Here is a 21,344-nt window from a genome sequence, read left to right on the forward strand (position 1 = left end):
ACCTTTCCGGTTCCCCGAGTCCGAGGAGCGTTGCCGTCGTGAGAGTGATAGTCGTCGGAGCCGGCGTGGTGGGCACCATGCACGCCTGGCAAGCAGTGGAACGCGGCCACGAGGTCGTACAGATCGAGCGCGAGGCGGAGGCTCGCGGCGCCTCGCTGCGCAATTTCGGCCAGATCTGGGTGAGTGGGCGCGCGGAGGGCGAGGAGCTGGAGACGGCCCTGCGGGCGCGGGAGTTGTGGGAGGAGATCGGCGCCCGGGTGCCGAAGCTGGGCTTCCGGGCCAACGGCTCCCTCACCCCCGTCCGCGGCGACCTCGAACTCGCCGTCGCCGAGGCCGCCGTAGCCCGGGAGGACGCCGCGGCGCGCGGTCGCAAGCTGCTCACCCCGGCCGAGGCGCGCGCCCTCAACCCCGCCCTGCGCGGTGAGTTCACCGCCGCCCTGTACTGCGAGCGGGACGCGGCCGTGGAGCCGCGTACGGCTCAACTCGCCCTGCGGGAAGAGCTGTTGAGGTCGCCGAACTACACCTTCCTGCCGGGCCGCGAGGTCCGTGAGGTGATCGGCGAGAGCGCCGTCCGCGACGACCACGGGGACGTGCACCACGGCGATGTGGTCGTGCTGTGCACCGGCGCCTGGCTCGGCGGCCTGGTGCGCGAGCTGGCCGGGCCCGAGCTGCCCGTGCGCCGGGTCCGGCTCCAGATGATGCAGACCGATCCGCTCGGCGAACCGCTGCCCACGTCGGTCGCCGACGCCGACAGCTTCCGCTACTACCCGGCCTACCGCGGCGGCGCCCTGGACGACCTCAACTCCGGGCAGCCGCAGGCCGAGACGCCCGCGCGGCACAAGATGCAGCTGCTCATGGTCCAGCGCGCCGACGGCGGACTGACCATCGGCGACACCCACGAGTACGAGCACCCCTTCGCCTTCGACACCCTCGAAGACCCCTACGACCACCTCACCGAGGTCGTCGAGTCCTTCCTCGGCCGCCCGCTGCCGAAGATCCGCCGCCGCTGGGCCGGGGTGTACGCGCAGTGCACCGACCCGAGCCGGGTCGTGCACCGGCAGCGGGTGCGCGACGGGGTGTGGCTGGTCACCGGGCCCGGTGGGCGCGGAATGACCTGCTCGCCCGCGATAGCCGAGACCACCGCGACCGAACTGGGCTGGTGACCAAGATGACCCCCGACACGCGCACCCAAAAAACTCCCGACATCCGCCTCGTCGTCCTCGACATGGCCGGCACCACCGTCGCCGACGGCGGGCTCGTCGAGCAGGCCTTCGCCGCCGCCGCTCGCCGACTCGGCGCCGAGCCCGACTCGATGCTGGACCACGTCCGCGCCACCATGGGCGAGTCCAAGATCGCCGTCTTCCGCCATCTGTTCGGCGAGGAGGCCAAGGCGCAGCAGGCCAACAAGGCCTTCGAGGCGGCGTACGCCGAACTCGTGGACGGCGGCCGGGTCGCGGCCCTGCCCGGCGCCCGCGAGACCATCGAGGAACTCACCGCCCAGGGCCGTACCGTCGTGCTGACCACCGGTTTCGCCCGCCCCACCCAGGACGCGATCCTGGCCGCGCTCGGCTGGCAGGACCTGGTGCCGCTCACGCTGTGCCCGGCGGACGCGGGGGGCCGCGGGCGGCCGTACCCGGACATGGTGCTCAGCGCCTTCCTCCGGACCGGCGCGGCGGAGAGTGTGCGGCAGATCGCGGTCGTCGGCGACACCTCCTACGACATGCTCAGCGGGGTCCGCTCCGGCGCGGGCGTCGTCGCCGGCGTGCTGACCGGGGCGCACGACGCCGTGGCGCTGGGCGCGGCCGGGGCGACCCATGTCCTGCCGTCCGTGGCGGAGTTGCCGGGAGTGCTCGCATGAGCAGCGGTATCCGCTTCGACGGCGTCACCGTCTCCTACGACGGCACTGTCGTCCTCGACGCCCTCGACCTCACCGTCGCTCCCGGCGAGGTCATGGCGCTGCTCGGGCCGTCCGGATCCGGCAAGACCACCGCGCTGCGGGCGGTCGCCGGGTTCGTACGGCCCGCCGCCGGGCGGGTGTTCCTCGGTGACCGCGATGTCACCGGGCTGCCCCCGTACCGGCGGGGCATCGGGATGGTCGTCCAGCAGTACGCCCTCTTCCCGCACATGCGGGTCGAGGACAACGTGGCCTTCGGGCTGAAGGCCCGCAAGGTCGCCCGCGTCGAGATCCGCGAACGGGTCGCCGAGGCACTGGAGATGACCGGCATGGCGGCCTACGCCCGCCGCTACCCGCGCGAGCTCTCCGGCGGCCAGCAACAGCGCGTCGCCATCGCGCGGGCCCTCGCCATCCGGCCGGGCGTGCTGCTGCTGGACGAACCCCTGTCCGCCCTCGACGCCCGGCTGCGCTCCGGCATGCTCGCCGAACTGGCCCGTCTGCACCGCGAGTTGCCGGACGTCTCGATCCTCTACGTCACCCACGACCAGGTCGAGGCCCTCACCCTCGCCGACCGGATCGCGGTGATGGACCGGGCCCGGTTGCAGGCCGTCGGCACTCCGGGGGAGCTGTACCGGGCCCCGGCCAACGAGTTCACCGCGTCCTTCGTCGGCAACGCCAACCTGCTGCCGGTGACCGTGAGTTCGGGCGGGGTGACCTTCGGGGGCGTCGATCTCACGGTCGACACCGCCGGTGCCGCGAAGGGCGCGAGCGCCACCCTGTGCGTACGGCCGCACCTCATCGGCGTCGGCGACGGACCCAACCGGCTCTCCGGGACCGTACGGGAGATCCAGTGGCGCGGCGCCACCCACCGCCTGTACGTCGAGGTCGACGGGCACCGCATCATGACCGACCTGCGCGAGCTGAAGGACCCGCCCGTCCTCGGCGAAACCGTGGACCTGCATTTCGCCCCGGAGGACGCGGTCCTGCTCACCGCGGGAGTCAGCCATGACTAGGCGGCTGCTGTGGGCGGCCCCACCCGTCGCCCTTCTCGCCCTCTTCTTCCTCTACCCGCTCGGCCTCGTCGTCGAGCAGTCCCTCAAGCCCGACACCGGCGGCGTCTCCCTCCAGCCGTACGCCGACGTCCTCGCCTCCGAGCCCTTCCGTGAGGCGCTGTGGACCACCGTCTGGCTGGCGCTCGCCGCGACCGCCGGTTGCCTGGTGCTCGGGTTCCTGCTGGCGCTGGTCATCGCCTTCGTGCCGTTCCCCGGGGCGCGGGCGGTCGCCCGGTTCGTCGACGTCTTCCTCTCCTTCCCGTCCTTCCTGATCACGCTCGCCCTGCTGTTCATCTACGGCACGGTCGGCATGGCCAACGGGCTGTGGACGGACGCCACCGGGGCCGCCGAGGGGCCCTTCCAGTTCCTCACCACGCCGTGGGGCGTTCTCCTCGCCGAGATCACCTACTTCACGCCCTTCGTGATGCGGCCCCTGCTCGCGGCCTTCGCCCAGCTCGACACCGCGCAGCTGGAGGCGGCCGGTTCGCTCGGCGCGCGGGCGCCCAGGATCGTCCGGCGGATCATCCTGCCCGAGGCGCTGCCCGCCCTCGCGGCCGGCGGCAGCCTGGTCCTGGTGCTCTGCCTCAACGAGTTCGGGATCGTGCTCTTCACCGGCGCCAAGGGCGTCACCACCCTCCCGACTCTCGTCTACAGCAAGGCGATCCTGGAGTCCGACTACCCGGGCGCCTGTGTCGTCGCCGTCGTCAACGTCCTGATCTCCGTGGGCCTTTACGGCCTCTACCGGGTGGTGAGCCGTCGTGCTGGTGCATAGCCGCCGGGCCAAGTGGGCCGTATGGGCCGTGTTCCTGGTGCTCTTCCTGCCGCTGTTCGCGCTGCCCCTGCTCGTGGTGGCCGCCGCCTCCTTCGCCACCCACTGGTCCAGCGCGCTGCCCTCGGACTTCACCACCGAGCACTACGCCGCCGCCACCCGCGGCGAGGCCCTCCAGGCGCTCACCACCAGCCTGCTCACCGCGGCCGCCGCCAGCCTCCTCGCCCTCACCGCCGGGACCTGGGCCGCGCTCGCCGCGCACACCCTCGGCAGGCGTGGACGGCGGCTGCTCGACGGGCTGTTCGTGCTGCCGCTCGCGGTGCCCTCCGTGGTGGTGGGCCTCGCCGTGCTGGTCGCCTTCTCGCAGCCGCCGATGCTGCTCAACGGCACCCGGTGGATCGTGATCGTCGCCCACACCGTGCTGGTCACCGCCTTCGCCCATCAGTCGGTGTCGGCCGCGCTGACCCGCCTCGACCCCGCCTACGAGCAGGCCGCCGCCTCGCTCGGGGCGCGGCCCTCGTATGTGCTGTGGCGGGTGAAGCTGCCCCTGCTGCTGCCGTCCCTGTCCGCCGCGGCCGGCCTCTGCTTCGCCCTGTCCATGGGCGAGTTGAGCGCCACGATGATGCTCTACCCGCCCGACTGGACCCCGCTTCCGGTCCTGATCTACGCGGCCACCGACCGCGGCGCCCTGTTCACCGGGTCCGCCGTCGCGGTGGTGCTGATGGCGGCGACCCTCCTGGTCCTGTTCGCCATGTCCCGCGTACGCACCAAAGCCTCGTACCGCTGATCCTGCCCGCTCACCGACACCCCTTCCCGCAAGGAGTTCACCTCGCCATGCCCAGAAACCGCAGCGCGCTCGCCATAGCCCTCGCTCTTGTCGCCACCCCCGCGCTCGCCGCCTGCGGCGGCAGCTCCGCCGCCTCCGACGAGAACGTCGTCACCGTCTACAGCGCCGACGGCCTCAAGGGCGAGAACGGGGACGGCTGGTACGACCGGGTCTTCAAGGACTTCGAGAAGGAGACCGGGATCAAGGTCGAGTACGTCGAGGGCGGCTCCGGCGAGATGGTGCAGCGCGCCGTCCGCGAGAAGAGCAACCCGCAGGCCGATGTGCTGGTCACCCTGCCGCCGTTCATCCAGCAGGCCGACGGCAAGGGCCTGCTCCAGAAGTACGTCCCGGCCGGCGCCGACCAGGTGAGCGGGGCCGACAAGTCGGCCGACGGGACCTGGACCTCGGTCGTCAACAACTACTTCGGGTTCGTCTACAACAAGAAGGAGCTGGCGCAGGCGCCCACCACCTGGGAGGAGCTGCTGGACGGCAAGTACAAGAACAAGCTCCAGTACTCCACTCCCGGTGTCGCCGGTGACGGCACCGCCGTCCTCATCAAGGCGATGCACGACTTCGGCGGCGAGCAGCCCGCGCTGGACTACCTCGGCAAGCTCCAGTCCAACAACGTCGGCCCGTCCGCCTCCACCGGCAAGCTCGCCCCCAAGGTCGACAAGGGCGAGCTGCTGGTCGCCAACGGCGATGTGCAGATGAACTACGCCCAGTCCAAGGACATGCCGAACCTCGGGATCTGGTTCCCGGCCAAGGAGGGCGGCGAGCCGACGACGTTCGCGCTGCCGTACGCGGCCGGTCTGGTCACGGATGCCCCGCATTCGGAGAACGGCAAGAAGCTCTTGGAGTACATGCTCAGCCAGAAGGCCCAGCAGCAGGTCAGCGAGATCGGCGGCGGCTTCACCGCCCGCCAGGACGTGAAGGCGGTCGACGCCGACGCGATCGCCCTGACGAACCTGATCAAGGACGTGGAGGTCTTCGAACCGGACTGGGACGCCATCGAGAAGAACCTGACCGACTACGTCGACCACTGGAAGTCGGCGACCGGCAGCTGAGCCCTCGCCGGCGAGACAAGCCCCTTACCGCCCCGCCCCCGGCACCATCACCGGGGGCGGGGCCGGGTCCGAGCACTTACTCTTCCCACCGGAGGAACACGCGATGTCCCATCCGTCCCGCCGCACCGTGCTCACCGCCACCGCAACCACCGCCGCGGCCCTCACCCTCGGCGCCGCACCCGCCCGCGCCGTGCCGACCCTGCCCGGCGGCACCAGCCAGGACAAGGTCCTCGTCGTCGGCATGGACGGCCTCCGGCACGACCGGATCGCCGCCGCCAACGCCCCGCACCTCAAGGCGATGATGAGCGAGGGCACCTACGGCACCTCCCTGCTCTACGCCAACCCGATGGCCGCCACCTCCTCCGGCCCCGGCTGGTCCACGATCTCCACCGGAGTCTGGCCCGACAAGCACGGGGTGAAGGACAACACCTTCGCGGGCAAGAAGTACGGCCAGTACCCCGGCTTCCTCGCCCGCCTCACCCAGGTCCGGCCGGCGCTGTCCACGTACGCCGCCGTCGACTGGCTGCCCCTCGACACCCAGGGCACCATCACCCCCGGCGCCGACGCCAAGCTCGTCCTCGACGGCGACCGGGACGGGTACACCGGGCACGACGCCACCATCGCCGCCGAGGCCGAGGCGATCATCAAGGGGCAGAACCCGGACGTCCTCTTCGTCTACTTCGGACAGTCCGACATCGTCGGCCACAACCAGGGCGCGGGCAGCCAGGCCTACCTCGACCAGATCGCCGTACAGGACGCCTACCTCGGGCGGCTGCGCGCCGCCATCAAGGCACGGCCCAGCCATGCCACCGAGCGCTGGACGGTCATCGTCGCCACCGACCACGGCCACACCGACCCGGGCGGCCACGGCGGTTCGTCCGTCGAGGAGCGGCGCACCTTCGTCCTCGCCACCGGGCCCGGTATCGCGGCCGGAGCCCGCCCCATCGACACGCGGCTCGTCGACGTCGTACCCACCGTCCTGAAGCAGCTCGGCATCCCGGTCGACCCCGCCTGGGGCCTGGACGGCAAGCCGATCCAGGAACGCTCCGCCGACCCCTTCGACACCCTCCAGTCCTCCCTCACCGGACGGGTCGACGAGACCGGCATCCCGGCCGGCGTCCTCGGCTTCACCCACACCCCGCCCAGCGGCTGGTCCCTCATCAACAACGCCATGGGCACCGGCGGGGTGACCGAGTGGCGCGGCTGGTCCTTCGCCACCGACGAGTTCTGGTCCCGCACCCAGCGCGACCAGTCCCGCGAGCTCAACGTCCGCGCCCGGGGCGTCTTCGCCGTCGCCGACTCCGACGAGTGGTCGGACAAGTCCTTCTCCGGGAACTACGACACGACCCTCGTGACGCCCGCGTACGACGTCACCGGCAAGACCACGGTCCGGCTCGACTTCACCACCTTCTACCGACAGGAAGGCGCCCAGAGCGCCCAGATCCTCGTCTCCTTCAACCTCGGTGCCCCCACCGCCGTCAAGAGCTACACCTCCGACGTCATCTCCCAGCCGCAGTCGGTCAATGTGCCGGTCCCGGCCGGTGCCTCCAGCGTGAGCTTCCGCTTCCACTACACCGGGTCCAACAACTGGTATTGGGTGATCGACGGGGTCAAGGTGACCACTTCCTGATTAGGCTGAGGGCGTCGGTACGCCGTGGTTCCGGCGCCCTCCGCTCATCGCTCGTACGTACGCCAGGAGTCCCGCACATGGCAGACCGCAAGCCCATCGAGTCATGGCTCACCGACATGGACGGTGTGCTGATCCACGAGGGCGTACCGATCCCCGGCGCAGACGCCTTCATCAAGAAGCTCCGCGAGTCGGGCAAGCCGTTCCTGGTCCTGACCAACAACTCGATCTACACCCCGCGCGATCTGCACGCCCGCCTCAACCGCATGGGCCTGGAGGTGCCGATCGAGAACATCTGGACCTCGGCCCTGGCCACCGCCAAGTTCCTGGACGACCAGCGGCCCGGCGGCTCGGCGTACGTCATCGGCGAGGCCGGACTGACCACGGCACTGCATGACATCGGGTACATCCTCACCGACCACGAGCCGGACTACGTCGTCCTTGGCGAGACCCGCACCTACTCCTTCGAGGCCATGACCAAGGCGGTCCGGCTCATCAACGGCGGCGCCCGCTTCATCTGCACCAACCCCGACGAGACGGGCCCCTCGACCGAGGGCCCGCTGCCCGCGACCGGCGCCGTGGCCGCCCTGATCACCAAGGCGACCGGCAAGCAGCCCTACTTCGCGGGCAAGCCGAACCCGCTGATGATGCGCACCGGCCTGAACGCCATCGGCGCCCACTCCGAGTCCAGCGCCATGATCGGCGACCGGATGGACACCGACGTACTGGCGGGTATCGAGGCCGGGATGCAGACCTTCCTGGTGCTCACCGGGCTGACCCGGCCCGAGCAGGTGGAGAACTTCCCGTACCGGCCCTCCCAGGTCGTCGACTCCATCGCGGACCTGGTCGACCGGATCTGAAACCCCCCGACCCCGGAAAACGACCCGTACGGAGCAGTCGGACCCCGCTGAGGATGCGGGGTCCGTCGCCCAGGAGGACGCTCCAGGTATCTGGAGGTTCACGATGGGCTCAATGAAAGTCACTCTCTGTGCGGGCGCCGCGGTCCTCTTCACGGCGCTCACCCCGGCGGCGAACGCGGCGGACGGAGGCGGCATCTCCGTGAACCCCGCCTCGCCCGCCCCGGGCGCCGAGGTCGCGCTGCGCGTGACGGGCTGCGCCGAGCGGACCGCGAGCGCGGTGTCGGCGGCGTTCGTCAGCGAGGTGCGGCTCAGCGTCACCGGCGAGGAGAACACCCTGGTCGGCGAGAGCCGCATCCGGTCCTCCCTGGAGGTCGGCACCTACGAGGTCATGGTCATCTGCGGTGAGGCCAAGCGCACGGTCTCCCTGCCGGTCGGGCAGGCGCCCTCCGCGCACGCCTCTCCGGTCGCGCCCGTGAAGGCGGGCGGTGGCGGCGCCGCGGCCCACCTCAGCACCGCTGACGACGACGCCGGTACGACGGGTCCCGGTACGGCGCAGACGGTGACCGGACTGGTTCTCGCCGGTGTCGCGGCGACGGCCGTGGCGCTCAGAAGCGCCCGCCGGAGCCGCAGGACGGACTGATCCGATGTCCGCGCGCCACCGTCCCGCGTTCTCCGGGCGGCTGCTGACCGGCATGGCCTGGGCGGTCCTGCTGCTCGGTCTGTGGCTGTGGGGACGCGAGGTCACCGACGTACGCCGGGGCATATCCACGCCCACCACCGGCGACATGGCGGCCGTCGGCCGCCCGCCCGACGTCGATCTGCCGCCCCCCGCCCTCCCGTTGGGCGAGGCCGGACCCCAGCGCGTCGACATCCCCGGCCTCGGCATCCAGGCGCCCGTCGTGGCCCGCGGCCTGGACCCGCAGGGCGCCGTCGACCCGCCCCCCTTCGATCAGCCCGGCGTCGTCGGCTGGTACGCCGCCGGAGCGGCACCCGGCGCTTCCGGAGCGGCGCTGCTCGTCGGGCACGTCGACACCGAGACCCGGCCGGCCGTCTTCTACAAGATCAGCGCGCTGAAGCCCGGCGAGACGGTCCGGGTGATCCGCGACGACGGCAAGGTCGCCGAGTTCACCGTCGACGACGTCCAAGTCCTCACCCGCGACCGCTTCGACGCCCGCCGGGCCTACGGCCCCCGCGAGCCCGGCCGCGCCGAACTGCGGCTCATCACCTGCGGCGGCACCTTCGACCGGGCCAGCCGCAGCTACACGGCGAACGTCGTGGTCTCCGCCTACCTCACGGGCACGGGTCTGTGAACGCACCTGGCCCGGTCGACGACCCGCTCCCCCCGAGGCCGCCGACCGGGCCGGCCCTCGACCGCGCGCGCTCGGGCTGCGGGAGTAACCCGGCGGCACGCGCGGGAGGCATGGGTGGTCATCACGGGGGAGGGCGACAGGCCGGGGGCTGGGGCCGTCTCACACGACTCTAGAACGGATGTGCGCCCGGGCCTAGAGTCCGACTGGCGCCAGGCTGGAGCCCGGTGGCACTGAGTGATCCGCGCAGCTGATGCGCCGTGCCTACTGCTGCACGCCGGGCCCGCCCTCCGCCTCCCGGCGCAGCTCCGCGTTGTCGGCGACGCGGTCGATGACTGACTGGGCCACTCGGTCCAGCGGGAGACGGCGGCGGCGGGCGTACTGCCGCAGGGCCGTGAAGGCGTGGTCCGCGCCGGTCTGCCAGCGCTCGGCGAGCATGCCCTTGGCCTGCTCGATGCGCACCCTGCTGGACAGCGCCGCCTGCAACTGGTCCGCGAGCGTGCGGTACCGCGTGTACGCGCGATGGTTCTGGAGCCCCACCGCCGCCGCGTCGGCCAGCGCCTGCGCCAGCCGCAACTCCCCGTCGCCCTCCGGCGTCCGGCCCTCCGGCAGCGTCGGCGTGAACACGTTCAGCGCGCCCAGCAGCGTCTCCCGCCGCCGCACCGGCACCGCGAAGGTCGCCGCCACCCCGTGCCGCAGCGCCTGTTCGGTGAACCCCGGCCAGCGCGCCCCGGCGTGCGCCACGCTGATGGAGACCGGCGGCACCGCCCGCCCGGTGCCGTAGCTGTCCAGGCAGGGTCCGCCGCCGGACTGCGCCCGGAGCAGCTCCAGTGCGAGTTCCCGCTGCCCGCTGCACCCGGCCAGCGAGACGGTCCGGCCTGAGTCGATCAGCATGAAGCCGGCCGCCCGCGCGCTCAGCAGCTCCACGCAGTGATCGGAGACCCGTTGTAAGTAGTCGGTCGTCTCGAACCCCTCGGTGAGCGTGTCCGACGCCTCCACCAGCGCCGCCGCCAGCCGAGCCTCCCGGGTGGTGCACCGCATGCTCCCCCACGTCCCTTCCCCTGTCGGCCTCCCCGCTCAGCGGCGCACTTACCCTCGCCCCCGGGGGTGTAACAGCTCGCGGACAAGGCTCGGCCGATCTCGTATGCCCCAGGGCAGGTATGTCAGGATTGAGCCTTCGAACGGTGCACCCAAGGGGGAGTTGGATGTACGGCAGCAGGGGGGCCCGAAGGGGAGCCACCGCGACGGTGCTGGGGGCGGCACTGCTGATCGCGGGGTGTTCCTCCTCGGACGACGGGGGTGACGAGCCGGAGAACGCGGCCGGCATCACCCAGCAGCCCAAGGAAGTCGACCCGTTCTGGGTGAACCCGGACGGCAACGCGGCCCAGCAGGTGGCCACCTACGCGAAAGACGGCAAGGACGACGACGCGGAACAGATCCGCAAGATCGCCGAGCAGCCGACCGGTGAGTGGATCGGCCCGGAGAACCCGGAGGACGAGGCGCGCGGCTTCACCGAGGCCGCGGACAAGGCGGGCCGTACGGCGCTGCTGGTCCTCTACAACATCCCGCACCGTGACTGCGGTCAGTACTCACAGGGCGGCGCCGCCGACGGCAACGCCTACCGTGAGTGGATCGACGGCGTGGCGGCGGGCATCGGTGACCGCTCGACGACGGTCATCCTCGAACCGGACGCCGTGCTGCACCTGGTGGACGGCTGCACCCCGGACGAGTTCCACGAGGAGCGCTACGACCTCCTCAAGGGCGCCATCGAGAAGCTCAAGTCCCTGAAGAACACCAAGGTGTACCTGGACGCGGGCAACGCCGGCTGGGGGAACCCCGACCAGATCTTCGAGCCGCTGAAATGGGCGGGCGTCGAGGGCGCGGACGGCTTCTCGGTGAACGTCTCGAACTTCTACACCACCGAGAACTCCATCGAGTACGGCAAGACCCTCTCGTCGAAGATCGGCAACAAGCCCTTCGTCATCGACACCAGCCGCAACGGCAACGGCCCGTACGAGGAGGGCGACGCGGGGGAGCGCTGGTGCAACCCGCCGGGCAGGGCCCTGGGCGAGACCCCGACGACAAAGACGGCGGACGACCTGGTCGACGCCTACATCTGGGTCAAGCGCCCAGGAGAGTCGGACGGCGAGTGCAAGGGCGGCCCGAAGGCCGGGGAGTGGTGGCCGGAGTACGCGCTCGGCCTGGCCAAGGCTTCTCAGTGACCATCCCCGCGCCCCGGAAGGGGCGCGGGGATTCGTTCTACGGGACCTGAACCCACTGTGCCTCGGACGGCACGCCCTGGTCGTCGACGACGAACAGCATGTACCAGCCGGCCTGAACGAGGTTCTTGTTCTCCGGCACAGTGACCGACACCTTGTTCCCGTCCGTCTTGAAGTCCAGCGCGATGGACCGCTGATCGACGTCCGTCACATGCGTGGCCGCGCTCGGCCGGATCAACCGCACCTTCTTGATGGACGAGGCGTGCTGAGACGTGAACGTCCCCGTCTCGCCGCGCTCAATGCTCTCCGGCCCCTTGGACAGCGACGGCCGGGACCCCTGGTACAGATACGGCGGCGTGTAGATCTCGATCCGCTGCTCGAACTTCCCCGGCTTCGTGTTCGCCTTGTCCGCGTACAGCGAGTCCGACCCGAAGAACATCACGCGTCCGTCGGGCAGCAGAATCGACCCGGAGTGGTAGTTCCGCCCGACCAGCGGATCCGCGACCTGGTCGAAGGTGTTGCTCGAACCGTCGTAGATCCGGGCCTGGAGAATGTTGGAGTCGCCGCGCCCGCGATAGTCCTCGGAGCCGCCCGACACCAGCACGGTGTCGTTCGGCAGCACCGACGCCTGCGGATACCGCGTCCCCTTCTCCATCGACGGCCCGTCCACGAACTTCGGGCTGTCGTCCTTGAGATCGATGAGCCGGGTCTTCTCGCTGGACAGCTTGGACTCGCCGACGCCACCGCCGCCGATGACCATGTACTTCTCGTCCTGCGCCGGAGGCAGCAGCACGGTCCCGGAGGTCTCCAGCTGATCGGCGTCGCTCAACCCGGGCAGCTTGGTGAACTTGTTGGAGTCCACGTCCCAGATGCCAGGCTCGCGCCCGACGTCATCGGGTCCGTATCCCGCGTTGGAACCGGAGTAGAAGATCTTCCCGTTCTGCATCAGGAACAGCGCCGGATACGTCGGGAACTGCCGGATCTTCGAGGTGTACGTCCACTTCTTGGTGTCGGGGTCGTAGACCTCGTTCTTGCCCGGCACCAACTGCCCGATGTCATCGAGCCCGGAGACGCTGAGGATCTTCCCGTCGCTCAGCGTGGTGAGCGTCGGGTACCAGCGGGCCTCCTTCATCGGGTCGACCTTGATGTACTTCTCGGCGACCGGGTCGAACTCGTAGGCGTCCCGGATGCCCTGGAAGTCCTTCTTGTCCAGGGCCAGCTTCTGCGCGATGCCGTACGTGTTCCGCGCGGCGGTGCCGGACAGGCCCTGCACCCGGTAGTTGTCCTCGGTGCCGGTCTCGTACGCGGAGCCGCTCTTCTGCGCCTCGACGTAAATGCGCCCGAGTCCGGGGTCGTTGCGCAGGAACTCGCCGGTCTCCTGGTCGAAGACCTTCTTGGCGCGCGGCACCAGCACCGGGTCCTTGGAGACGAACGTCTTGCCGTTCTCCTTGCCGGTGAACTTGGTCCCGGCGGGCAGGGTGATCGGCTTGTCCGGGTTCTCGTTGTGGACGATCATCAGGCCGCCGGCCTTGGTGACATCGCCCTTGAGCTTCTCGTACCGCTTGGTGCCGCCCGCGATCAGCAGGTTGCCGTTGGCGAGCTGGGTGTGGCCCGTGCAGAACAAGTCGCTCGGCGTCGGCACCTTCTTGATCGTGCCCTTGACCGGGTCCCAGATCCGGGTGTCGAACTTCTTCGCGTCGAAGTTCTCCTGGTTGTTGCCGGAGCCCGCGACGAGCAGCACCTTGCCGGTGCGCAGCAGCGCCGCGTGGATGGTGTTCTGCCGGTACTCCTCCGGGAAGTCGATGATCTCCCAGTGACCGTTGTCGGCTTTGTACTCCGGTCTGTTGATCTGGTACTGGTGGTATTTCTCGGTGCCGAAGCGGTAGAGCCACGGACCGTTCATCCCGGCCAGCGCGAGCACCACCGCCGTGCCTATCGCGAGTCGACGGACACGGCGGCGGCCGGCCTGGTCTTTCATTCCTTACGTCCCCCAAGTCCACCAAGGGCGATCTGCATGGTCTGGTCGGTGCCGCCGCCCTGCGAGGCGGCCCAACTCGGCTTGTGCTGCGGGCTGTGCTGGCCGCCCGACTGGGTCGGCAGCGGCTGAGCCTGGTGCGGCACCATCGGCGCGACCGGGTCCGGCTGGACCGGAACCGGCGGCTTCTTCTTCTCCTGTCGCAGCATGTGCCGCCAGGCGAAGATCGGAGTGGCGGTGATCAGCATGGCGAACGTCGCCCAGATGACCATCGCGGGGTGCGCGTGCCCGTAGTAGAAACCGGCCGCGATGGACGCGCCGAAGATCAGGATGAAGTACCAGTGGTAGCGGAAGGTCCCGAACCAGCGGTCGGGGCTGGCCGAGTCGCCCTTGGGGGTCACCACGAACTTGCTCTTCTTGCGCAGCACCGAGTCGATCAGCGCCTTGGCGTACAGCGGCGCCGACAGCGCGGACATCACCATGCCGGCCACACCGCCGGAGCCCTCCGGCTCGTGCGGCGAGACGTTGTGGCGGCGGTTCCAGACGTACAGGCCGATCTGGAGCGCGGAGGCGTTGCCGTAGAGCATCAGCCATATCGTCGGGTCGATGTTCACACCCGAGGCGCCCAGGCCCAGGAACAGGGCGCAGCTCAGCGCGGCCAGGATCCAGTTGAGGGCCGACATCGGGTAGAAGATGATCATCATCGTGTAGTTGAAGAGCTTGCTCGGCGGCAGCGAGTACCAGCCCTTCCAGTACTGCTTGAGGATCGTCTCGTACGTCCCTCGCGACCAGCGCATCTGCTGGGTGAAGAAGTCCGTCCAGGCGCTCGGGCCCTCACCGACGGCGAGCACGTCCGGGGTGTACACCGAGCGCCACTTCTTGCCCGTCGCCGGGTTCTTGTGGCGGTGGATCTCGAAGCCGGTCGCCATGTCCTCGGTGATCGAGTCGTACAGACCGCCGATCTGCTTCAGCGCCTTGATGCGTACGGCGTTCGACGTACCGACGAACATCGGGGCGCCGTACTTGTTGCCCGCCCGCTGGATCAGGGCGTGGAAGAGGAACTGCTGGGACTCGGCGGCCTTGGTGACGAAGTTGTCGTAGTTGCCGTAGACCTGCGGGCCGATGACGAAGCCGACGTTCGGGTCCCGGAAGAAGCCGAGCATGCGCTCCAGGTAGTTGGGGAGCGGGACATGGTCGGTGTCGACCGAGGCGAAGAAGTCGTAGTTGTCGCCGTGCGCGTCGAGCCAGGCGTTGTAGTTGCCGTGCTTGGTCTTGGCGCGGTGCGGGCCCTTGGCCTGGTTCCACTTGGCGATGCCCTTGCGGGAGAAGTGGTGCACACCGAGCCGGGCGCACACCTCCTTGACCTCCGGGTCGTCGCCCTCGTCCAGCAGCCAGACGTGCATCAGACCCCGGTGGCGCAGCTTGACCGCCGCCTCCAGGGTCTTCGTCACCATCTCCAGCGGCTCCTTGCCGGGCACGAAGGAGGTCAGGAAGGCGACTCTGGTGCCGGTCTCGGGAACCACCGGGATCGGGTCGCGGGCGACCAGGGTGGCGTGCGCGTTCGACAGGACGTTCATGCAGCGGAAGAACTCGATCAGACCGATCGAGACGAGCATGACGATGTCGAGGGCCGGCAGGAAGTCGTACTCCACGTAGTCGCGCTCGGTCCAGTGCTCCGGCTGGAGCAGCCAGGCCAGCAGCACCAGCGACAGCAGCGGCGCCGCGGCGAGCATCAGGGCGACCCGGATGCGGTGCGGCTCCTGCGAGATCAGCGAGCGGTACTGCACCTTGTACGGCTTGTTCGGATCGGGCTGGGTGAGGGGACCCGCCAGCCGGCTGTAGTGCTCGTAGTCGTACTTCGGCAGCGTCTTCTTGATGCGCCTGAATGCTCCGGTCCGATGCGTCGGCACTCTGAGCTGAGTGGTTTGTGACGGGTCGGAGTTCGGCCGGGCGCCCGTCGGCGTCGACGTCATGAGTCATCCCCCCACACGCAGGTCACCGCGTGTCTGTCGGTTCCTTCGTCTGTTTAGGTCCCCCTCGACCTTCACAGACGTATCAGTGGTGGGTCACAGTCACCACATCTTCCACTTCATAGACATGGAACCGCGACCTTCCGGTTGCATGATGCCCCCCTCGGCATCCGTTCATGAACGGGGCCCCTCTCCCCGTTGAATCGAGCAACCGGTTTCCTGCCCCCCAACTGCCGCGTACTCGCGACAGTTTGAACAACCAGGGTTCTACGGCGTTCATCATGATCGCAAGATGCGAAACGCGGTGTTTACCGGTCATACGCGTTCATTGTGGCGCCTGTGGGGGAACTGTGTGCCCTTTGTGGGAAGACGGTCCGGATATGGCCACGTCGCCCGGATATGCGCGAAGCCCCCCGCATCGGCTGCGGAGGGCTTCCCGGTCTTGTGCGCCGCCAGGGACTCGAACCCCGGACCCGCTGATTAAGAGTCAGCTGCTCTAACCAACTGAGCTAGCGGCGCCTGCTGACGTCGTAACTCTACCGGACCCCGGAGGGTGCTCCGGACCACCGGTCGGACCGTCGGTTCGTGCTCCGGCCCCGGTCAGGGGGGTGCCGTACATCATTCGGACCGTCAGCATGCGCGCCCGGAAGACAGTTGAGAAACTGACGAATGTGTACAGACGCGAACATTTCCATCCGGAGTGTGAGGGGAATCGCATGGAGACTCCGGTATTCGAGGAGATCGAACCCGCGAGCGACTGCGACTGTCCCGGATGTGTGCACTGGCGGCGCGTCCTGCCGCACTCCGCGACCGGCCGCACCGGCGCCCACCCGGCCCACCGGACGGTGATCGTGGCGGCCGCCGCCGCGGCGGCGCTCGGCGCGGGGCATGCCGTACCGGCGCTGGCGGCCCCGCAGGCACCCGACCGGCCGAGTCTTGCGGCGGATCTTCCGGGGGCCGACGAACCCGACACCCCGCAGGGCAGCAAGGCCCCGCTGCACGGTCCCGGCGGAGTCCCCGCCAAGCCCGCCAAGGCGCCCACGACCACCCGCGCGGAGATCATCAAGCGGGCCAAGGTGTGGGTCGCGGCGAGGGTGCCGTACAGCATGTCCCGGTACTGGTCGGACGGCTACCGGCAGGACTGCTCGGGGTTCGTCTCGATGGCCTGGAGCCTGCCCGGCAACGAGTGGACCGGCTCGCTCGACCAGTACGGCGTGCGCATCCCGAAGGACGACCTCCAGCCCGGCGACATGCTGCTGTTCCACAACCCGGCGGACCCCGAGAAGGGCTCGCACGTCGTCATCTTCGGCGGCTGGACCGACTACACGCACACCTACTACATCGCCTACGAGCAGGCCCCTCCGAACGCCCGCAGACAGTCCACCCCGTACGCCTACTGGAGCAATTCCAGCCGCTACGTCGCCTACCGCTACAAGGGGCTCGTGGCCGGCGGTACAGGTGGCTCGACGCCGGAGGTGCCCGCCGAACCCGCCGAACCGGCCGGGTCGCCCTATCCGGGGCGGGCGTACTTCGGGGCCGGGGCCAACAACAAGTACGTCACCGAGCTGGGCCGCATGCTCGTCGCACGCGGCGCGGCACGCTACTACACCTCGGGCCCGGGACCGCACTGGTCGGACGCGGACCGGCGGGCCACCCGGGCCTTCCAGCAGGCGCAGGGCTGGCGGGGCTCGGAAGCGGACGGGCTGCCGGGGCCGCACACCTGGGCGCTGCTGATCACCGGCAAGGGCAAGGACATCGGCTCCGGAAATCCCGCGCCGCCCTCCTCGCACGGGGTGCCCGGGTATCCGGGGCGGGCGATGTTCCGGCCCGGGGCGAACAACAGCCACGTCACGCTGCTCGGGAAGCAACTCGTGAAGAAGGGGTTCGGCAAGTTCTACAAGACCGGCCCCGGCCCCCGCTGGAGCGAGGCCGACCGCCGCAACGTCGAGGCCTTCCAGCGGGCCCAGGGCTGGCGCGGCGGCGCGGCGGACGGCTACCCGGGCCCGGAGACCTGGCGGCGGCTGTTCTCGTAATCGATCCGCACGCCCTTCTTCTGTCCCCTTCTGTACCCCCCCGCAGTACCCCCTGTTGTGACGCATCTGGCGCGGAGGCTGGAGGCACGCATGAGCACGACCACTTCACCGACACCGGAGTCCGAGGGACCGTCCCGGTCCGCCCGGCTGATCCAGAACGAGGTCACCACCGAGATCCCCGTCCATCTCCTGTTCCGTGACGAGCCCGACCCGGTGTCGGTCCCGTTGAAGCCCGCGGTCGTCAGCCGCCGGCAGGGGACCGGGGAGCAGCCGAGGCTGCGTCGACCGGAACCGGCGAAGGCGCGGTCCCTGCCGGAGGTGGACCCGGAGCTGGCCGAGCGCCCCGCGCGGGTGCTGCCCGGCGCGGCGGGCGTCCTCGCCGGGACCTGCGGTCTCGCGGGCTGCGCCGTCACCTCCTGGTGGGCGGGCACCCTTCCGCCGCTCGCGCTGGAGGCGCTCCGGCTGCCCGTCTACGCCGGCGCGGGCCTCGGCCCCGCACAGTGGGCGGCCTACGCCGGGGCCGGCGCCCTCGGCCTGGTCGGCTTCGGCGGCCTCGCCCGGGGCCGGACCGGACGCGCCTGGGTGCTCGGTCTGTTCGGCCGCTACCGGGGCACGGTCCGGCGCACCGGCCTGATGTGGGTCAACCCGATGCTGCTGCGCCGCCGGGTGGACGTGCGGCTGCGGCACTGGCGCAGTGAGCCGATGCCCGCGTCCGACGCGAGCGGGGTCGCGCTGCGGGTGGTGGTGCTCGCGGTGTGGCGGGTGCGGGACACCGCGCGGGCCACCCTGGGCGTCGAGGACCACGAGGCGTACCTGCGCGAGTGCGTGGAGGCGGCGCTGGCCCGGGTGCCGGTGGAGGCGCCGGGGTCGGGGCGCGGGTCCGTGGAGGCGGCGGGGGAGGCGCTGACCCGGCTGGTCGCGGCCGACGCTGCGGCCATCGGCGTCGAGGTGTTCTCGGTGCAGCCGGTCCGGGTCGAGTACGCGCCCGAGGTCGCCGCCGCCATGCACCGGCGCCGGATCGCCGCGCTGGACGCCCAGCACCGGGCGTCGATGCTCACCTCGGTGGTGGACTCGGTGGAGGACACGGTGACCCGGCTGACCATGCGGGGTCTTGTCGAACTCGACGACTACGAACGCAAGGCGCTGGTGAAGGACTTGACGGTCGCCTTCTGTGCCGGGCGTGGGGAATCGGGTGGCTGATTGGTATGGACACGTCTTTTGATATGGACACAGCCAACTAACGGCAATACTCTCGAACTTGGTCTAGACCTACCTGCACAGCTCACAGAACCTCCCCCACGTTCCCAGGAGCGGCAGCATGCGCAGAAAGACCAAGTTGTCTGCCGCCGTGGTCGGTCTCGCCACTACCGGAGCCCTCGTGCTCTCGTCCGGCGGGGCCAGTGGCCACGGCTACACAGACCTCCCCATCAGCAGGCAGAAACTCTGTCAGAACGGCACCGTGACCAACTGCGGCTCCATCCAGTGGGAGCCGCAGAGCGTCGAGGGCCCCAAGGGCTTCCCGGGCTCCGGCCCGGCCGACGGGACGATATGCAACGCCGGGCTGGGCCAGTTCAGCCAGCTCAGCTCGCCGCGCACACCGTCGGGCGGAGCCTGGCCCGCGACCCGGGTGACGGGCGGTCAGAGCTACACGTTCCGCTGGCAGTTCACGGCCATGCACGCGACGACGGACTTCAAGTACTACGTCACCAAGCCGGGCTGGAACCAGAACCACAACCTGTCCCGGTCCGACCTCAACCTCACCCCGTTCCTGACGGTGCCGTACAACAACCAGCGGCCACCGCAGACCCTCTCGCACAGCGGCAGGCTGCCGTCCGGGCTCAGCGGACGGCACGTGATCCTCGCGGTATGGACGATCGCCGACACCGGAAACGCCTTCTACGCCTGCTCGGACGTCACGTTCTGAGCAGCGCTTGAGCAACTCCGGCTTCCCCCGCGGGTAGGTTCCCCGTACGCCGGCTCGGCCGGCCGGCGTGCGGGGAATCGCGCTCTCGTACCAGAGCATGGATATCTGACGCTTCGTCAATTATGGTGCACCGCCATGGAGTTCACGAGCGGCAGCATCGCGGAACTCGTAGCGGCGCGCTGGGGTGACCATCGCCCCGGACTGTGGTGCGAGGACCGGACCCTGACCCACCACCAGGTGGCCGCAGGCGCCGCGGCCCGCGCGGCACTCCTCACCGAACTGCTCCCGCCAGGTGCCGAGCCGCACCTCGGGGTCCTGCTCGACAACACCCCGGAGTACCCGCTCTGGCTCGGCGCCGCCGCCCTCGCCCGCGCGGCGGTGGCAGGCATCAACCCCACCCGCAGAGGCCCGGAACTGGCCCGCGACATCCTGCACACCGAATGCCGCGTCCTGATCACAGAGCCAGCCCACCTCCCGCTCCTCCAGGCCCTCGACCTGCCCGGCGTCCGCATCCTGCTGACCGGCTCCGACGAGTACGAGGCCCTCCTCGCGCCGTACGCCGAAGCCCGCCCCGACCCCTCCCGAGCCACCCCCGCCGACCGCCTCCTCCTCTACTTCACCTCCGGCTCGACCGGCGCCCCCAAGGCGGCGATCTGCACGCAGGGCCGCCTGGCCGCGGCCGGGAGATCGCTGGCCGCGCAATTCACGGTCCGCCCCGAGGACGTGCACTACATCTGCATGCCGATGTTCCACGGCAACGCCGTCATCGCCGACTGGGCCCCCGCCCTCGCGGCCGGAGCGGGCGTCGCGCTGCGGCGGCGGTTCTCGGCGTCGGGGTTCCTGGCGGACGTACGCGCGTTCCGGGCCACGTATTTCACCTACGTCGGCCGGGCCATTCAGTACGTCCTCGCCACCGAGCCCTGCCCCGACGACCGCGACAACCCGCTGCGGCTCGGTTTCGGCACCGAGGCGGGGACGGCGGACGCGGCGGCCTTCGAGCGGCGCTTCGGGGTGCGGCTGGTGGAGGGCTACGGCTCCTCCGAGGGCGGCGCGGCCGTGCAGTGGTCGCCCGGGACCCCGGCCGGGGCGGTGGGGCGGGCGGTGCCGGGTCTCGTCGTACTGGATCCGGAGACGGGGCGGGAGCGGCCGGCCGCGCGTTTCGACGACGGCGGGCGGCTGCTGAACGGGGACGAGGCGATCGGGGAGCTGGTGAACCGGGGGCCGAGCCCCTTCGAGGGGTACTGGCGCAATCCGGGGGCGGAGGCGGAGCGGCGGCGGGACGGGGCGTACTGGACCGGCGACCTCTTCTGCCGCGACGCCGACGGCTACCTCTACTTCGCCGGACGCGCCGACGACCGGTTACGGGTCGACGGGGAGAACCTGGCCGCCGCGATGATCGAGAACATCCTCACCCGCTACGAGGGCGCCCACGCCGTAGCCGTCTACGCGGTGCCGGACCCGGTGACCGGGGACCAGGTGATGGCGACGATCGCCGGGAGCTTCGACCCGGTGGCCTTCGCGGGGTTCCTGGCGGCCCAGCCGGACCTGGGGACGAAGATGGCGCCCAGGTTCGTGCGCGTGGTGGACCGAATGCCGGTCACCGCGACGAACAAGATCCACCGGGCGCTGCTGAGGCGGGAGGGCGTGCACTGTACCGACCCGGTGTGGTGGCGCCCGCCGGGAGAACCGACGTACCGCTGTATGACCCCCGAGGAAGCCGAAGGGCCCCTCGTCACGACGAGAGGCCCTTCACAAGTGCGCCGCCAGGGACTCGAACCCCGGACCCGCTGATGCTGCATTCTCTGGGGGATAACCCCCAGACCC

At 70.2% G+C, this 21,344-nt stretch carries 18 protein-coding genes and 1 tRNA gene; 15 read left to right on the forward strand and 4 right to left on the reverse strand.

The annotated features are described in order from the left end of the window. The first annotated feature begins 38 nt into the window (after nucleotides 1-38). The 10 genes from BN159_RS26805 to BN159_RS26850 all read left to right on the forward strand — a co-directional run bounded on the left by BN159_RS26805 (nucleotide 39) and on the right by BN159_RS26850 (nucleotide 9,402). On the forward strand, nucleotides 39-1,163 hold the full coding sequence (locus BN159_RS26805) for a TIGR03364 family FAD-dependent oxidoreductase (protein ID WP_015660139.1): 1,125 nt from the start codon (nucleotides 39-41) through the stop codon (nucleotides 1,161-1,163). 5 nt (nucleotides 1,164-1,168) lie between these two features. Beyond that, nucleotides 1,169-1,858, forward strand: coding sequence for a phosphonatase-like hydrolase (locus BN159_RS26810; RefSeq protein WP_015660140.1), 690 nt, complete (start codon nucleotides 1,169-1,171; stop codon nucleotides 1,856-1,858). Further along, entirely contained in the window at nucleotides 1,855-2,907 is a 1,053-nt protein-coding gene (locus BN159_RS26815; protein ID WP_015660141.1) for an ABC transporter ATP-binding protein, read from the forward strand. The genes BN159_RS26810 and BN159_RS26815 overlap by 4 nt, the downstream gene beginning before the upstream one ends. Further along, complete coding sequence (locus BN159_RS26820) at nucleotides 2,900-3,718, forward strand: 2-aminoethylphosphonate ABC transporter permease subunit (protein WP_015660142.1); 819 nt, start codon at nucleotides 2,900-2,902, stop codon at nucleotides 3,716-3,718. The genes BN159_RS26815 and BN159_RS26820 overlap by 8 nt, the downstream gene beginning before the upstream one ends. Beyond that, on the forward strand, nucleotides 3,705-4,502 hold the full coding sequence (locus BN159_RS26825) for an ABC transporter permease (protein ID WP_015660143.1): 798 nt from the start codon (nucleotides 3,705-3,707) through the stop codon (nucleotides 4,500-4,502). Before BN159_RS26820 ends, BN159_RS26825 begins: the two co-directional genes overlap by 14 nt. A gap of 47 nt (nucleotides 4,503-4,549) precedes the next feature. Further along, nucleotides 4,550-5,605 (forward strand): 2-aminoethylphosphonate ABC transporter substrate-binding protein, encoded by a 1,056-nt coding sequence (locus BN159_RS26830; protein WP_015660144.1) that lies wholly within the window; start codon nucleotides 4,550-4,552, stop codon nucleotides 5,603-5,605. Nucleotides 5,606-5,708: 103 nt separating this feature from the next. Then, complete coding sequence (locus tag BN159_RS26835; protein ID WP_015660145.1) at nucleotides 5,709-7,235, forward strand: alkaline phosphatase family protein; 1,527 nt, start codon at nucleotides 5,709-5,711, stop codon at nucleotides 7,233-7,235. A gap of 77 nt (nucleotides 7,236-7,312) precedes the next feature. After that, nucleotides 7,313-8,092, forward strand: coding sequence for an HAD-IIA family hydrolase (locus BN159_RS26840; protein WP_015660146.1), 780 nt, complete (start codon nucleotides 7,313-7,315; stop codon nucleotides 8,090-8,092). A 103-nt stretch (nucleotides 8,093-8,195) separates the two neighbouring features. Then, nucleotides 8,196-8,732: a hypothetical protein gene (locus tag BN159_RS26845; protein WP_015660147.1), complete on the forward strand. Its 537-nt coding sequence runs from the start codon at nucleotides 8,196-8,198 to the stop codon at nucleotides 8,730-8,732. 4 nt (nucleotides 8,733-8,736) lie between these two features. Beyond that, entirely contained in the window at nucleotides 8,737-9,402 is a 666-nt protein-coding gene (locus BN159_RS26850) for a class F sortase (protein WP_015660148.1), read from the forward strand. A 261-nt stretch (nucleotides 9,403-9,663) separates the two neighbouring features. Here the strand turns inward: BN159_RS26850 and BN159_RS26855 are convergent, their stop codons facing one another. Beyond that, a complete protein-coding gene (locus BN159_RS26855; RefSeq protein WP_015660149.1) occupies nucleotides 9,664-10,440 on the reverse strand; it encodes a GAF and ANTAR domain-containing protein in 777 nt (258 codons plus the stop codon). A gap of 164 nt (nucleotides 10,441-10,604) precedes the next feature. Here BN159_RS26855 and BN159_RS26860 point away from each other — a divergent pair, with 164 nt between their 5' ends. After that, a complete protein-coding gene (locus BN159_RS26860) occupies nucleotides 10,605-11,621 on the forward strand; it encodes a glycoside hydrolase family 6 protein (protein WP_015660150.1) in 1,017 nt (338 codons plus the stop codon). Between the two features lie 37 nt (nucleotides 11,622-11,658). Here the strand turns inward: BN159_RS26860 and glxA are convergent, their stop codons facing one another. From glxA to BN159_RS26875, 3 genes are all read right to left on the reverse strand, one after another. Further along, on the reverse strand, nucleotides 11,659-13,596 hold the full coding sequence (glxA, locus tag BN159_RS26865; protein WP_015660151.1) for a radical copper oxidase GlxA: 1,938 nt from the start codon (nucleotides 13,594-13,596) through the stop codon (nucleotides 11,659-11,661). Next, complete coding sequence (locus BN159_RS26870; protein WP_015660152.1) at nucleotides 13,593-15,566, reverse strand: glycosyltransferase family 2 protein; 1,974 nt, start codon at nucleotides 15,564-15,566, stop codon at nucleotides 13,593-13,595. The genes glxA and BN159_RS26870 overlap by 4 nt, the downstream gene beginning before the upstream one ends. Nucleotides 15,567-16,008: 442 nt before the next feature. Continuing rightward, nucleotides 16,009-16,082: transfer RNA gene (locus BN159_RS26875), tRNA-Lys, on the reverse strand. A gap of 197 nt (nucleotides 16,083-16,279) precedes the next feature. Between BN159_RS26875 and BN159_RS26880 the strand changes: the two genes are divergently transcribed. The 4 genes from BN159_RS26880 to BN159_RS26895 all read left to right on the forward strand — a co-directional run bounded on the left by BN159_RS26880 (nucleotide 16,280) and on the right by BN159_RS26895 (nucleotide 21,311). Further along, the gene (locus BN159_RS26880) at nucleotides 16,280-17,596 is read left to right on the forward strand and encodes a peptidoglycan-binding protein (RefSeq protein WP_015660153.1); all 1,317 of its coding nucleotides are present in this window, start codon (nucleotides 16,280-16,282) and stop codon (nucleotides 17,594-17,596) included. A gap of 90 nt (nucleotides 17,597-17,686) precedes the next feature. Continuing rightward, on the forward strand, nucleotides 17,687-18,796 hold the full coding sequence (locus BN159_RS26885; protein WP_015660154.1) for an SPFH domain-containing protein: 1,110 nt from the start codon (nucleotides 17,687-17,689) through the stop codon (nucleotides 18,794-18,796). 118 nt (nucleotides 18,797-18,914) lie between these two features. Beyond that, nucleotides 18,915-19,520 (forward strand): lytic polysaccharide monooxygenase auxiliary activity family 9 protein, encoded by a 606-nt coding sequence (locus tag BN159_RS26890; RefSeq protein ID WP_015660155.1) that lies wholly within the window; start codon nucleotides 18,915-18,917, stop codon nucleotides 19,518-19,520. A 135-nt stretch (nucleotides 19,521-19,655) separates the two neighbouring features. Then, the gene (locus BN159_RS26895; protein WP_015660156.1) at nucleotides 19,656-21,311 is read left to right on the forward strand and encodes an AMP-binding protein; all 1,656 of its coding nucleotides are present in this window, start codon (nucleotides 19,656-19,658) and stop codon (nucleotides 21,309-21,311) included. Nucleotides 21,312-21,344: the final 33 nt, after the last annotated feature.

The sequence above is a fragment of the Streptomyces davaonensis JCM 4913 genome, from assembly GCF_000349325.1.
Classification (GTDB): Bacteria; Actinomycetota; Actinomycetes; order Streptomycetales; family Streptomycetaceae; genus Streptomyces; species Streptomyces davaonensis.

Bases quoted from the DNA above. Each gene is read 5' to 3' on its own strand.
- BN159_RS26810 (WP_015660140.1), top strand. From the start codon at position 1,169: ATGACCCCCGACACGCGCACCCAAAAAACTCCCGACATCCGCCTCGTC.
- BN159_RS26815 (WP_015660141.1), top strand. From the start codon at position 1,855: ATGAGCAGCGGTATCCGCTTCGACGGCGTCACCGTCTCCTACGACGGC.
- BN159_RS26820 (WP_015660142.1), top strand. From the start codon at position 2,900: ATGACTAGGCGGCTGCTGTGGGCGGCCCCACCCGTCGCCCTTCTCGCC.
- BN159_RS26830 (WP_015660144.1), top strand. From the start codon at position 4,550: ATGCCCAGAAACCGCAGCGCGCTCGCCATAGCCCTCGCTCTTGTCGCC.
- BN159_RS26835 (WP_015660145.1), top strand. From the start codon at position 5,709: ATGTCCCATCCGTCCCGCCGCACCGTGCTCACCGCCACCGCAACCACC.
- BN159_RS26840 (WP_015660146.1), top strand. From the start codon at position 7,313: ATGGCAGACCGCAAGCCCATCGAGTCATGGCTCACCGACATGGACGGT.
- BN159_RS26845 (WP_015660147.1), top strand. From the start codon at position 8,196: ATGGGCTCAATGAAAGTCACTCTCTGTGCGGGCGCCGCGGTCCTCTTC.
- BN159_RS26850 (WP_015660148.1), top strand. From the start codon at position 8,737: ATGTCCGCGCGCCACCGTCCCGCGTTCTCCGGGCGGCTGCTGACCGGC.
- BN159_RS26855 (WP_015660149.1), bottom strand. From the start codon at position 10,440: ATGCGGTGCACCACCCGGGAGGCTCGGCTGGCGGCGGCGCTGGTGGAG.
- BN159_RS26860 (WP_015660150.1), top strand. From the start codon at position 10,605: ATGTACGGCAGCAGGGGGGCCCGAAGGGGAGCCACCGCGACGGTGCTG.
- glxA (WP_015660151.1), bottom strand. From the start codon at position 13,596: ATGAAAGACCAGGCCGGCCGCCGCCGTGTCCGTCGACTCGCGATAGGC.
- BN159_RS26870 (WP_015660152.1), bottom strand. From the start codon at position 15,566: ATGACGTCGACGCCGACGGGCGCCCGGCCGAACTCCGACCCGTCACAA.
- BN159_RS26880 (WP_015660153.1), top strand. From the start codon at position 16,280: ATGGAGACTCCGGTATTCGAGGAGATCGAACCCGCGAGCGACTGCGAC.
- BN159_RS26885 (WP_015660154.1), top strand. From the start codon at position 17,687: ATGAGCACGACCACTTCACCGACACCGGAGTCCGAGGGACCGTCCCGG.
- BN159_RS26890 (WP_015660155.1), top strand. From the start codon at position 18,915: ATGCGCAGAAAGACCAAGTTGTCTGCCGCCGTGGTCGGTCTCGCCACT.
- BN159_RS26895 (WP_015660156.1), top strand. From the start codon at position 19,656: ATGGAGTTCACGAGCGGCAGCATCGCGGAACTCGTAGCGGCGCGCTGG.